Origin of the sequence: Streptomyces sp. NPDC058758 (assembly GCF_042746075.1) — a bacterium.
In the GTDB taxonomy this organism is placed as follows: Bacteria; Actinomycetota; Actinomycetes; order Streptomycetales; family Streptomycetaceae; genus Streptomyces.
This window is the reverse complement of sequence record NZ_JBHYPS010000036.1, coordinates 1-13,429: the sequence shown is the minus strand read 5'-3', so window position 1 is coordinate 13,429 and position 13,429 is coordinate 1. Positions and strand designations below refer to the sequence as shown.

The following is a 13,429-nucleotide window of genomic DNA, read 5'->3' as shown; positions in this document are numbered from 1 at the left end:
TCGAGATGTCTGCTGCCGAGTCTGTCTTCCCGCAGCTCGAAGCTCTGCTCCCGCACGTGCAGAAGCCGATTCAGTACGTCGGTGGAGAGCTGAACTCCACGGTCAAGCCGTGGGAGTCCGCCGACGTCCGCTGGGCGCTGATGTACCCGGACGCGTACGAGGTCGGCCTGCCCAACCAGGGCGTCATGATCCTCTACGAGGTGCTGAACGAGCGCGAGGGCGTCCTCGCCGAGCGCACCTACAGCGTGTGGCCGGACCTCGAGAAGCTGATGCGCGAGCACGAGGTGCCGCAGTTCACGGTCGACAGCCACCGCCCGGTCGGCGCGTTCGACGTGTTCGGCCTGTCCTTCTCCACCGAGCTGGGCTACACCAACATGCTCACCGCCCTCGACCTGGCGGGCATCCCGCTGGAGTCGAAGGACCGCACCGTCGACCACCCCATCGTGCTCGCCGGAGGCCACGCCGCCTTCAACCCCGAGCCGATCGCGGACTTCATCGACGCGGCGATCATCGGCGACGGCGAGCAGGCCGTCCTCGACATGACCGAGATCATCCGGGCCTGGAAGGCCGAGGGGCGTCCCGGCGGCCGCGAGGAGGTCCTCCTCCGCCTCGCCAAGACCGGCAGCGTCTACATCCCGGCGTTCTACGACGTCGAGTACCTGCCGGACGGCCGCATCGGCCGCGTCGTCCCCAACCGCTCGGGCGTGCCGTGGCGCGTGTCCAAGCACACCGTCATGGACCTCGACGAGTGGCCGTACCCCAAGCAGCCCCTCGTGCCGCTCGCGGAGACCGTCCACGAGCGCATGTCCGTCGAGATCTTCCGCGGCTGCACCCGCGGCTGCCGCTTCTGCCAGGCCGGCATGATCACGCGCCCCGTGCGGGAGCGAAGCATCACCGGCATCGGCGAGATGGTGGACCGCGGCCTCAAGGCCACGGGCTTCGAGGAGGTCGGCCTCCTCTCCCTCTCCTCCGCGGACCACTCCGAGATCGGCGACATCGCCAAGGGCCTCGCCGACCGGTACACCGAGGACAAGGTGGGCCTGTCCCTCCCCTCGACCCGCGTCGACGCCTTCAACGTCGACCTGGCCAACGAGCTGACCCGCAACGGCCGCCGCTCGGGCCTCACCTTCGCCCCCGAGGGCGGCTCCGAGCGCATGCGCAAGGTCATCAACAAGATGGTCTCGGAGGAGGACCTGATCCGGACCGTCTCCACCGCCTACGGCAACGGCTGGCGCCAGGTGAAGCTGTACTTCATGTGCGGCCTGCCGACGGAGACCGACGAGGACGTCCTCCAGATCGCCGACATGGCGATGAACGTGATCGCCGAGGGCCGCAAGGTCTCCGGGCAGAACGACATCCGCTGCACCGTCTCCATCGGCGGCTTCGTGCCCAAGCCGCACACCCCCTTCCAGTGGGCCCCGCAGCTGTCGGCCGAGGAGACGGACGCCCGCCTGCTCAAGCTCCGGGACAAGATCCGCGGCGACAAGAAGTACGGCCGCTCGATCGGCTTCCGCTACCACGACGGCAAGCCCGGCATCGTCGAGGGCCTGCTCTCCCGCGGCGACCGCCGCATCGGCGCCGTCATCCGCGCGGTCTACGAGGACGGCGGCCGCTTCGACGGCTGGCGCGAGCACTTCAGTTACGACCGCTGGATGGAGTGCGCGGAGAAGACCCTGCCCGAGTACGGCGTGGACGTCGCCTGGTACACCACCCGCGAGCGCTCCTACGAGGAGGTCCTGCCCTGGGACCACCTGGACTCCGGCCTCGACAAGGACTGGCTCTGGGAGGACTGGCAGGACGCCCTCGACGAGACCGAGGTCGAGGACTGCCGCTGGACCCCGTGCTTCGACTGCGGCGTCTGCCCGCAGATGGACACCCACATCCAGATCGGCCCCACCGGCAAGAAGCTGCTGCCGCTGACCGTGGTGAAGTAGCCCGGTAACGCCTTGGTGACGGCCCGGCGAAGGGGAAACCCCTCGCCGGGCCGTCGTCGTCGTTCCGGGCATGAACACGGAAAACCCGGGCTGCCTCACGGGAGTGGCCCGCGCCGTCGCCCTCGTGGTCGTCCTGCCCTTCCGGCTGCTCTGGGACGCCCTCGTCTGGGGCGGCCGGCAGCTCTGGCGACGGGTCCTCGCCCCCGTCGGCCGCGCCCTCGGACGGCTGATCCACCTCCTCCTCGTCATCCCCTTGCGGTGGCTGTGGGAGTGGGTGCTCCTGCCGGTCCTCAAGGCCCTGTGGCGGGTGGTCGACCTGCTGCTCGTCACCCCGCTGCGGTGGCTGTGGGAGTGGGTGCTCGTCCCGGTCGGCAAGGCCCTGTGGCGGGTGGCCGACCTGCTGCTCCTGACCCCGCTGCGGTGGCTGTGGCGGTACGTGCTCGGCCCCGTCCTCCGGGTCGTCGGCGCCGCCCTCGCCCGGGCCTGGCGGATCGCCGGGGAGATCTCGCGGGCCGTCGGCCGCGCGCTGCGCCGGGTGCTGTGGAACGCGATCGGACGGCCGCTCGCCTGGGCGTACCGGGCAGTCCTCGCCCCCGTCGGCCGCCGGCTGCGCCGGTACGCGTGGGAGCCGGCCGCCGCCGCCGCCCGGGCCGTGCGCGCCGCCGCCCGCGAGGTCCGCACGGCGCTCTTCGGCGGCCCCCGCTGACGCACCGCGGGGCCCGGCGGGGAACCCGAGGTGGCCCGGGCGCGTACTCTGGGTAGTACAACGAACGTACCCGGCGCGGCGCCCGCCCCCGAGATCTCCCCGCTTCGGGCGGGGGTGATCCGGGCGGGAGCCCACGGGACGTCCCCAGACTTCCGGGCGGAGCGCCACCCGCGCCCGCCCCGCACCGAGGAGAAGAACCACTGGGCAAGCGACAGCCCGAAGGCCCGCCGCCCGCACCGGCGGTGCAGCGCATCCGTCTGCGCTACACCAAGCGCGGCCGCCTCCGGTTCACCAGCCACCGCGACTTCCAGCGCGCCTTCGAGCGCGCCCTGCGCCGCGCCGAGGTGCCCATGGCGTACTCGGCCGGCTTCACCCCGCACCCGAAGGTGTCGTACGCCAACGCCGCCCCCACGGGTACCGGCTCCGAGGCCGAGTTCCTGGAGATCGCCCTCACCGAGCGCCGCGACCCGGAGACCCTGCGGGCCCTGCTCGACGAGTCCCTCCCGGCCGGCCTCGACATCACCGACGCCGTGGAGGCCCGCACCTCCGGCCTCGCCGACCGGCTCACCGCCTCCGTGTGGGAGCTCCGGCTCGACGGCGTCCCCCTCGAAGACGCCCGCAAGGCCGTCGAGGCCTTCCTCGCGGCCGAGACCGTCGAGGTGCAGCGCACGACCAAGAACGGCGTCCGCACCTTCGACACCCGCTCCGCCGTCGCCGAGCTCGTCGCGGACCGTCCCCAGGGCGATCCCCGGGGTGATGGGCCCGCGGGCGACGCCTGTGCGATACTGCGGCTGGTTGTTCGGCACGTGACACCTGCCGTGCGACCCGACGACGTCCTGTCCGGTCTCCGCGCCGTGGCCGACCTGGCGCCGCCGGTCCCCGCAGCGGTGACCAGGCTGGCGCAGGGGCTCTTCGACGAGGAGTCCGGCGCGGTGACCGACCCGCTCGCGCCCGACCGCGAGGCAGTCACGGCCGCCCCTTCCACGGCCGCCGCGACCGCTCCGGCGGCGGCGCCGGAGGCAGGCCCCGCGTAGGGGACGGAGTCGAGCGCAGCCCTGGCACTCGGGAGCCACCTGGGTCGGGCGGCGCACAGACCAGAAGACTTTCGCCAGGCCGTACGCATCGGGCGTGCGGAACCGGCGAGCCAGACATTCAGCTCCCGTGCGGCGCCCGCGCCCCGGACGGCGGCACCGCGCTCGACGCGCGTCCGTGCCGCCCACCGGAATCCGACGCGGCGCCCGGGAGCGTGACGGGAGAACCGCCCGCATGCTCGAAGAGACCAACGACAACAACGACAGCAACGCCCCCGGTGACAAGCTGCCGCCGCGCCGCAGGCGCCGCGCCGCTTCCCGGCCCGCCGGTCCGCCGGTGACGGCCGCCGGCGAGACCGCCGAGGCCACCGAGGTCGTCGAGACCGCCCCGGCGCCGGCCGCTGAGACCCCGGCCGCCGAGCCGGAGGCCGCCCCGGCCCGTACCCGCCGCCGTGCGACCCGCAAGACGGCCGCCCCGGCGCCGGCCGCGGAGGCCGAGGCCCCTGCCGAGCCGGTCGCCGAGGAGCCCGCCGCCGTGACCGAGGAGCCGGCCGAGCCGGTCGCCGAGGCCGCTCCGGCCCGCACCCGCCGCCGTGCCACCCGCAAGGCCACCGCGCCGGTCACCGCCCCGGCCGCCGCCGAGGACGTGGAGGCCGTGGAGGCCGCCCCGGCCCCCGCCGCCGAGGAGCAGGCCGAGCCCGAGGCCGCCCCGGCGCGCCCGCGCCGCCGCGCCACCCGCCGGGCCAGCGCTCCGGTCACCTCCCCGGCGCCGGCCGCGGAGGCCGAGGCCCCCGCCGAGCCGGTCGCCGAGGAGCCCGCCGCCGTGGCCGAGGAGCCGGCCGTCGAGGCCGCTCCGGCCCGGACCCGCCGCCGTGCCACCCGCAAGGCCACCGCGCCGGTCACCGCCCCCGAGGCAGCCCCGGACGCCGCGGCCGAGCTCGCCGCCCCGGCCGCCGGCGAGGCCCTGCCCGAGGACACCGTCGAGGCCATCGCCTCGCACGGTGCCGAGGTCGCCGCCGCCGAGACCGCCGCCACCCGTGGCCGCGGCCGCCGCCGCGTCAGCACCCCGCAGTTCACCTCCGAGCCCCCCGCCGCCGAGGACGCCCCGCGCCGTCGGCGCGTCGAGCGCCCGGCCGTCGCCGTCTTCCAGGCCCCGGTCTTCGCCGAGCCGATGTTCCAGACGCCGGAGACCGCCGCGTTCGCCGCCGCCGCCGCTGCCGAGGCCGAGGAGGAGGAGACCGAGGAGACGGAGGAGACCGTCGCCGGGACGGTCGAGGCCGTCGAGCCCGCCGAGACCGGTTCGCGCCGCCGTCGCCGCCGCCGCGGCGAGCCCGTCGCCGTCGAGCCCGTCCCGTCGACCGTCGCCGACGAGCCCGAGGTCGAGCACGTCGCCGACGAGGCCGAGGAGGAGACCGAGGAGGCGGAGGACGCCGACGAGTACGGCGACCGTCCCTCCCGTCGCCGTCGCCGGGGCGGCCGTCGCCGCCGCCGGGGCGAGTCCGCCGAGGCGGAGGAGTCCGAGGAGACCGACGAGTTCCACGCCGAGGACGCCGAGGAGGAGACGGAGGCGGAGGAGTCCGAGGACGCCGAGGACTCCGGCCTGTCCGGCAGCAGCAGCTCCCGCCGCCGTCGCCGCCGTCGCCGCCGCAGCGGTGACGCCGCCGGCGAGGGCGACACGGCCGACGAGGACGGCGTCCGCACGGTCGTCAAGGTCCGCGAGCCCCGCCCGGCCCGCGAGAAGGCCGAAGCCGGCACCGGCGCGGACGAGGTGCAGTCCATCAAGGGCTCCACCCGTCTGGAGGCCAAGAAGCAGCGCCGCCGCGAGGGCCGCGAGCAGGGCCGCCGCCGCGTCCCGATCATCACCGAGGCCGAGTTCCTCGCCCGCCGCGAGGCCGTCGAGCGCGTCATGGTCGTCCGCCAGAACGGCGAGCGCACCCAGATCGGCGTCCTGGAAGACAACGTGCTCGTCGAGCACTACGTCAACAAGGAGCAGGCCACCTCGTACGTCGGCAACGTCTACCTGGGCAAGGTCCAGAACGTGCTGCCGTCGATGGAGGCCGCCTTCGTCGACATCGGCAAGGGCCGCAACGCCGTCCTGTACGCCGGCGAGGTCAACTTCGAGGCGCTCGGCATGGGCCACGGCCCGCGCCGCATCGAGTCCGCCCTCAAGTCCGGCCAGTCGGTCCTGGTGCAGGTCACCAAGGACCCGATCGGCCACAAGGGTGCCCGCCTCACCAGCCAGGTCTCCCTCCCGGGCCGTTACCTCGTGTACGTCCCCGAGGGCTCGATGACCGGCATCAGCCGCAAGCTCCCGGACACCGAGCGCGCCCGGCTGAAGACCATCCTCAAGAAGATCGTCCCCGAGGACGCGGGCGTCATCGTGCGCACCGCCGCCGAGGGCGCGAGCGAGGACGAGCTGCGCCGCGACGTCGAGCGCCTCCAGGCGCAGTGGGCCGACATCCAGAAGAAGGCGAGCCAGATCTCGACGTCCGCGCCGAGCCTGCTCTACGGCGAGCCGGACATGACCGTCCGGGTCGTCCGCGACATCTTCAACGAGGACTTCTCCAAGGTCATCGTGAGCGGTGACGACGCCTGGGACACCATCCACGGCTACGTCTCGCACGTCGCGCCCGACCTGGCCGACCGCCTCACGCGGTGGACCAGCGAGGTCGACGTCTTCGCCACCTACCGGATCGACGAGCAGCTGATGAAGGCGCTCGACCGGAAGGTCTGGCTGCCGTCCGGCGGCTCGCTGGTGATCGACAAGACCGAGGCGATGATCGTCGTCGACGTCAACACCGGCAAGTTCACCGGCCAGGGCGGCAACCTGGAGGAGACCGTCACCAGGAACAACCTGGAGGCGGCCGAGGAGATCGTGCGCCAGCTGCGCCTGCGCGACCTCGGCGGCATCGTCGTCATCGACTTCATCGACATGGTCCTGGAGTCCAACCGCGACCTGGTGCTCCGCCGCCTCCTGGAGTGCCTGGGCCGCGACCGGACCAAGCACCAGGTGGCCGAGGTCACCTCGCTCGGCCTGGTGCAGATGACCCGCAAGCGGGTCGGCCAGGGCCTCCTGGAGTCCTTCTCCGAGACCTGCGTGCACTGCAACGGCCGCGGCGTCATCGTCCACATGGAGCAGCCGGCCACCCACGGTGGTGGTGGCGGCGGCAAGCGCGCGAAGAAGCGCGGCCGCGGCGGCGACGAGCACGTGCACGAGCACGCCCACGCCCCGGAGACGCACGAGGCCGAGACCGCGGTGGAGACCGAGGCCGAGGTCGCGGCCGAGCTGGCCGCCCCGGTGGCCGTGCCGGTGCCGATCGCCCCGGACGAGGAGCTGTACGGCTCCGTCGCCGAGGCCGAGGCCGCCGCGACCCGCGGCCGCGGCCGCCGCCGCGCGACCCGCAGGGCGACCGCGCCGGTGACCCCGGCCGCCGCCCCGGCGCCGACCCCGATCGCGGAGCCGGAGCCGGTCGTGGAGGCCGCGCCCGAGCCGGTGGCCGAGCCCGTCGTCGAGGAGGCCCCCGTGGCCCCCGCGCCGCGTGCCCGCCGTCGTGCCACCCGTCGCGCGACCTCCCCGGTCGTCGCGACCGGTGAGCAGGCCGCCGAGGCCGAGGTCGTCGTCGCCGCACCGGAGCCGGAGGCCGTACCGGCGCCGGAGCCGGTCGTGGAGGCCGCGCCCGAGCCGGTCGTCGCTCCCGTCGCCGAGCCCGCCGTCGAGGAGGCCCCCGTGGCCGCCGCGCCGCGTGCCCGTCGCCGGGTGGTCCGCAAGGCCACGGCCCCGGCCGGCGCCCCCGCCGGCGCCGAGGCCGCCGAGATCGTGGTCCCCGCGGCCGCCCCGGCCGCCCCGGTCGAGGAGCCCGCGGCGGACGCCGAGCCGGCCGCCGAGGAGTCCGAGGCCGCCCCGGCGGCCAAGAAGACCGCCCGGAAGACCGCGAAGAAGGCCACCGCCAAGAAGGCCGCCACGAAGAAGACGGCGGCCGCGAAGAAGACGGCGGCGAAGAAGACGACCGCCAAGAAGGCCCCGGCCAAGAAGGCGGCCGAGAAGACCGCGGCCCCGGCCCAGGACTGACGCTCCGGCTGGTCCACCGAAGTCCCGCCCCCACCGATCTCACGGTGTGGGCGGGACTTTGTCATGTCGCGAAGGCATTGTTCGGGCGAGAATGATCAATTTCGGACATGATCCATTGCTTCTCATTCACAGGAAGTGCACAGTGACTCCGCTGCTTTGGCGGTTGTCGTGGGTGGGGATTCCGACATCGGGGGAATGGGGGGCTGAGGCCTGCGTGCGTGAGAGCACCAGGCCTGATCTGTGCTGCCTTGTTCGTTTTCCGTCGCATCCTGCGGGCCGACCGCTGTCCGGCAGCGATGGTCACATGACGGAGATGAGCACATTCACGTGAGAAGAAAGACCAGTTCCACGCCAAGAGGCGTGACCGGGCGGAACACCGCCCGAGGGGTCGTGGCCGTGTCGGCCGCGGTCCTCGCCTTCACCTTGTCGGCCGGTCCGGAGCCCTTGGGCGTGCCGGCCGCGGCCGCCACGGCCTGCGCCGGAGTCGACTCGGACTTCAACGGCGACGGCATACGGGACACGGCCATCGCCGATCCCGAGGCCACGGCCAACGGAGTCGCCAAGGCCGGGGTCGTGCACGTCGTGTACGGAGCCGGGGTGGGCGCGCTCACCCTGACGCAGGAGGCCGCCCAGGCGGGTCCGTCCGAGGAGGACGACCGTTTCGGCCACGCGCTGGCCGTCTACGACGCCAACCTCGACGGCTGCGCCGACCTGGCCATCGGTTCGCCGTACGAGGACGTCGGCACGACGGGCGTCGACTCCGGCCGCGTCGTGGTCGTCTACGGGTCGACCGCCGGGCTGGGCGCCGGGAAGGCGACCGTCGAGTACGTCCAGCAGACGGGCCTGCTGACGGCGATCGCCGCCGAGGCGGAGGACTGGTTCGGCTATGCCCTGGAGGCCGGCAAGACGCGGGCGGGCGTGCCGTTCCTCATCGCGAGCATGCCGGGCGAGGACATCGGCACGGGGATCGACGCGGGCGCGCTGGTGTACTTCTCCGGCTCCACCACGGTCACGGCCGGCGTCGTCAACCAGGACCAGAGCACGACGGCCGGAGCGGTGCCGGACGCCGTGGAGGCGTACGACCGCTTCGGCGAGTCGATCACCGCCACACCGGACTACTTCGCGGTCGGTTCCCCCGGCGAGGGCACCGGGACCGCCGAGCAGGCGGGAGCGGTGACGCTCTTCAACCACGCGCTCACCTCCAACATCCCCAAGGCGCTGAGCGCGATCACCCAGGACAGCCCGAACGTGAACGGCGGCTGTGAGACCGGCGACGGCTTCGGAACGGCGGTCGCGGCGGTCGACTCCACGGGCAACATCGCCCTGGGGCACAAGATGCTCCTCGCGGTCGGCACCCCCGGTGAGGACCTCGCGACCGTGGACGGCGGCTCCGTCCAGCTCTTCTCGGTCGACAGCGCGGGCGCGTTCACGGAGAGCGCCTGGATCGACCAGGACGGCGCGAACATCGACGACAAGGTCGAGGCGGGCGACTACTTCGGACAGCGCCTCGCCGCCTACCGGCCGAAGGGCATCTCTCCGGCCTACCTCGCGATCGGTGTCCCCGGCCAGGACAGCGACGGCTTCGCCGACCGGGGCGCCGTGCACACCTTCATGATGTTCGAGCCCACGGGCGCGACCGACCGCCTCCTGAAGCCGGGCATGCCCATCGAGCCCGAGGAGACGGACGGTGGCTTCCCGTCACCGCTGCCGCCCCCGGACAACGTGATCCCGGCCGTCGCCGGCGAGCGCCTGTACGCGGGTCTGAGCCTGAGCGCCAACGAGGACGGACTCTATGTCGGCCTTCCCTATGGGCCGCCGGACGGCAGTGCCGTGTACCTCTTCGGATGGGAGCGCAGGGACAACACCGCCGCCGCAGGCCCTCCGCGCCGGACCTTCAAGCCCGGCCTGAACGGCCTGCCCGCCGAGCACAACACCTTCGGGGCGGTGGCCCGCTGATGAGCCGACACCACACGACACGGGCCGGTACGGAGCGTTCCCCGCTCCGCCGCGCCTCCCTGATCGCCCTCCTCACCGGAGCCCTGGCGGTCACCACCGTCCTTCCCGCGTCCGGAACCGGAGCCGAAGCGAGCGGACCGGCACAGTCCGGGGCCGTTCAGGACGCCCCGGCCGAGGCGCTGACGGAAGCGCAGGCACTGGCCTCGGCCCGTGCCCACGACAAGCAGGTCGAAGTCCTCGGCCTGCGCACCGAGCAGCGAGAGGTCTTCGCGGCGCCGGACGGCACGTACACGGCACGGGAGTACACCGAGCCCGTCCACACGGTGAAGAACGGCAAGTGGGTCGACGTCGACCGGACGCTGGTCAAGCGCCCGGACGGCACGGTCGGACCGAAGGCCGTCACCGTGGGCCTGACGTTCTCGGGCGGCGAGGCGGGCAAGCCGTTCGTCACCATGAGCAGCGGCAGCCGGGAGATGTCACTGACCTGGCCCTACGGCAAGCTCCCCGCCCCGGTCCTCGACGGCGACTCCGCCACCTACCCCGACGCGCTCCCCGGCGTCGACCTGAAGGTCCGGGCCGAGGCGAACGGTTTCGCCCACCTCCTGGTCGTGAAGACCCCCGAGGCGGCCGCCGACGCGCGCCTGTCGAGGCTCGACCTCGGTCTCAAGACCAAGGGGCTCACCTACAAGAAGGGCGCGAACGGCGCGCTCACCGCCGAGGACAGCGCGGTCGGCGGCACGGTCTTCGAGTCCGGCGCCCCGAGCATGTGGGACTCCGCGGGTTCGCAGGAGGCGGCCGCCCGCACCCAGGGGCCGACGGCGTCCGGTGAGGCACCGGCCGCCCGGGCCGCCGCCGGGACTCCGGCTCCCGCCCTGGAGGGGCCGGGCGGCGGGGGCAAGGCCGCTCCGCTCGGCATCGAGCTCGCGCAGGACCGGATGACGCTGGTCCCCGACCAGAAGATGCTGCGGGAGAAGTCCACGGTCTTCCCGGTCGTCATCGACCCCATCCAGAAGACCACCGACCGCTCCGGCTGGACCGCCGTCATGAACGGCAAGCCGACCATCGGCGAGTGGCAGTACGCCGGCAGCGCGGGCGTCGGCAAGTGCCCGACCGACTACAACCCCGTGTCGTGCAACGGCGTCGGCGTGCGCCGCGTGATGTTCCAGTTCCCGCTCTCCTTCTACGCGAACAAGCAGATCCTGAGCGCGAACTTCGCGGCGCGCGTCCAGCACGTGTACTGGGCCGACGCCCGGGCCGAACCCGTCCAGCTGTACCGGGTCGCCGGCGAGACCGCGCGGATCGACGCGGGCAGCAACTGGAACAACACGCAGAACGTCACCCTCACCACGCTGGAGACCCTGGACCAGAAGATCCAGCCCACCAGCTGTGAGTCCCAGGCGAACCTGAACATCAAGTCCGCGGCGACCGGCGGGCTCAGCAACAGCATCCGGACCGCCGCCACCGAGGGCTGGTCCTCGATCGTGCTCGGTCTGCGCGCGCAGGACGAGACCACGTTCGGCGGCTGGAAGCGGGTCTGCGGGAACGCCTACCTGTCGATCAGCTACAACACGCTGCCGGGCCTGATCGGGCCGGGCGCCATGTCGTCGAACCCCGGTGGCGCCTGCGTCACGGGCGCCGACCGCCCGTACACCGACGTGCTGCCGACGCTCAAGGCCTACGCCAACGACAAGGACGACAACGACCAGGTCAAGGTCCGTTTCAAGGTCGAGTGGCGGGACGGTTCGAACGTGCTCCGCTCCTACACCTACGACACGCCGACCAAGGCGCCCACTCCCACGACCCAGTTCACCCACGTGGTCCAGGGGACGATCCCCGAGAACACCGTCGTCTCCTGGTCGGTGGTCGCCCACGACGGCGACGGCTGGGGACCGTGGAGCGGCAAGTGCGAGTTCATCTACGACAAGACCTTCCCGGGCGCGCCCACGGTGACCAGCTCGCGCTACCCGGAGGACACGATCTACCACGACGGTGTGGGAGCGGTCGGAAGCTTCGCCTTCAAGCCCAACACCACCGACTCCATCCCCGACACGGACGTGGTCAAGTACAGCTACTCCTTCGACGGAGAGCCCTACAAGGACGTGGCCAACACGACCGGAGGCGGGTCCGCCACCGTGAACTGGACCCCCACGCGTCCGGGACCGCACTGGGTCGACGTGAAGGCGGTCGACAAGGCGGCGCACCCCAGCGCCATCAACCGGCACAGCTTCTACGTGTCCTCGGGTCTCGCCACGGCCGCGCAGTGGAACCTGGCGGACGACGTGACCAGCAAGGTCGCCGCCGACGAACAGGGCGGCAACACGGGGGCGGTCGGCCCCGGCGTCACCTTCGGTGTCTCCGGACCGGGCGGCATCGTCGACTACGCGGCGCGCTTCAACGGAACCGAGGACAGCTGGGTCGACGCCGACCACTCGGTGATCGACACGTCCAAGGGATTCAGCGTCAGCCTGTGGGCCCGGCCCGCCGACCTGAGCCGTGACATGACGGTCGTCAGCCAGGACGGCGCCGGCGAGCCGGGCTTCGTCCTCGGCTACGACGCCGCCGCCAAGAACTGGAAGTTCTCCGTCCCGTCCACCGACGTGGAGAGCCTCGGCGAATGGAAGGCCGTCGGCGGCGCGGGTGGCCCGGTCGTGGACGAGTGGGTGCTGCTCACCGCCGTCTACGACCCCGCCACCCGCAAGCTCCAGCTGTACGCGAACAAGACGCTCATCGGCGAGACGGTGCGCCGCACCACGTGGAGGTCCTTCGGGGCGTTCCAGATCGGCCGCCACCTCACCAAGTCGGGCTACGAGGACCACTACAAGGGAGACCTCGCGGAGGTCCGGGTCTTCAGCCGGCCGCTCGTGGCGGCGCAGATCGACGGCCTCGCCCTGGCACGCCCGGCCCGCAAGGGCTACTGGCAGATGAACGCCAAGACCTCGGGGACCGTGGCGGAGTTCGGAGGCGGCCAGCCGATGACGCTCGCCGGTGGCGCGGACCTGTACGTCGTGCCCCCGAACGACGACTTCGCCGACAGCGCGCTGGTGGGGACCGGACACCTGGTCCTGGACGCGGCGGGCGAGTACGCCTCGACCGCGACCCCTCCCGTGACGGGTGCGTCGAGCTTCACGCTCTCGGCCCGGGTCCGGCTGAGCGCGCTCGACCCCACCGTGTCGCAGACGGTGTTCTCGCTGCCCGGCAAGAACACCAACCGGGTCCAGGTCCGCTACCAGGCCGCGACCAAGCGGTGGCAGCTGGCCGTCGGCACGGCCGACACGGCCGGCGCCGCCGTCACCACGTGGACCGACGACGAGGTCCGGCCGAGCAACACGGTCAGCCAGCACCTGGCCGTGGTGTACGACGCCTACGCGGGACAGATCCGTCTCTACGTGAACGGTCAGCTCGCGGCCAAGGCCACGGGTGACGACCTCACCACCTGGGCCGCCACCGGTGGCCTCCAGGTGGGCCGCTCGTCGCTCGGCGCGGCGGAGTACTTCGCCGGGGCCATCGACGAGGTCCGCGCCTACGGCGGCGCGCTCGACCGGACGGCCATCGTGCAGCTCGCCGGCACCGGAGAGCTGACCGACCGCTAGGCCGGCCCGGAACCGACGGAACCACGAGGTGGGGGGGGGGGGGGCCCCCGGGCCCCCCCCCCCCCCCCCCCCCAACCACCCCGCCCGAAACCAGGGGCGTTGAAAGAAGTGGCATATCACGGCGGATGTTACAAATACCAAAC

Annotated in this window: 6 protein-coding genes; all 6 read left to right on the top strand. The window is 72.9% G+C overall.

Going from position 1 to position 13,429, the window contains the following annotated elements:
* Positions 1-5: 5 nt before the first annotated feature.
* Positions 6-1,934: a TIGR03960 family B12-binding radical SAM protein gene (locus ACFW6A_RS30915; RefSeq protein ID WP_351843032.1), complete on the top strand. Its 1,929-nt coding sequence runs from the start codon at positions 6-8 to the stop codon at positions 1,932-1,934.
* A 70-nt stretch (positions 1,935-2,004) separates the two neighbouring features.
* Positions 2,005-2,640: a hypothetical protein gene (locus ACFW6A_RS30910; protein WP_386644525.1), complete on the top strand. Its 636-nt coding sequence runs from the start codon at positions 2,005-2,007 to the stop codon at positions 2,638-2,640.
* 242 nt (positions 2,641-2,882) lie between these two features.
* Positions 2,883-3,674, top strand: a complete 792-nt coding sequence (locus ACFW6A_RS30905) for a TIGR03936 family radical SAM-associated protein (RefSeq protein WP_351843036.1) — start codon at positions 2,883-2,885, stop codon at positions 3,672-3,674.
* 232 nt (positions 3,675-3,906) lie between these two features.
* Complete coding sequence (locus ACFW6A_RS30900; RefSeq protein WP_386644522.1) at positions 3,907-7,740, top strand: ribonuclease E/G; 3,834 nt, start codon at positions 3,907-3,909, stop codon at positions 7,738-7,740.
* Positions 7,741-8,136: 396 nt separating this feature from the next.
* Positions 8,137-9,696 (top strand): integrin alpha, encoded by a 1,560-nt coding sequence (locus tag ACFW6A_RS30895; RefSeq protein WP_386644519.1) that lies wholly within the window; start codon positions 8,137-8,139, stop codon positions 9,694-9,696.
* Entirely contained in the window at positions 9,696-13,286 is a 3,591-nt protein-coding gene (locus tag ACFW6A_RS30890) for a LamG domain-containing protein (RefSeq protein ID WP_386644516.1), read from the top strand. The genes ACFW6A_RS30895 and ACFW6A_RS30890 overlap by 1 nt, the downstream gene beginning before the upstream one ends.
* Positions 13,287-13,429 lie beyond the last annotated feature (143 nt).

What these genes read in the sequence shown, in the direction of transcription:
- ACFW6A_RS30915 (WP_351843032.1), top strand. Translation starts at nt 6, where the DNA reads ATGTCTGCTGCCGAGTCTGTCTTCCCGCAGCTCGAAGCTCTGCTCCCG.
- ACFW6A_RS30910 (WP_386644525.1), top strand. Translation starts at nt 2,005, where the DNA reads ATGAACACGGAAAACCCGGGCTGCCTCACGGGAGTGGCCCGCGCCGTC.
- ACFW6A_RS30900 (WP_386644522.1), top strand. Translation starts at nt 3,907, where the DNA reads ATGCTCGAAGAGACCAACGACAACAACGACAGCAACGCCCCCGGTGAC.
- ACFW6A_RS30890 (WP_386644516.1), top strand. Translation starts at nt 9,696, where the DNA reads ATGAGCCGACACCACACGACACGGGCCGGTACGGAGCGTTCCCCGCTC.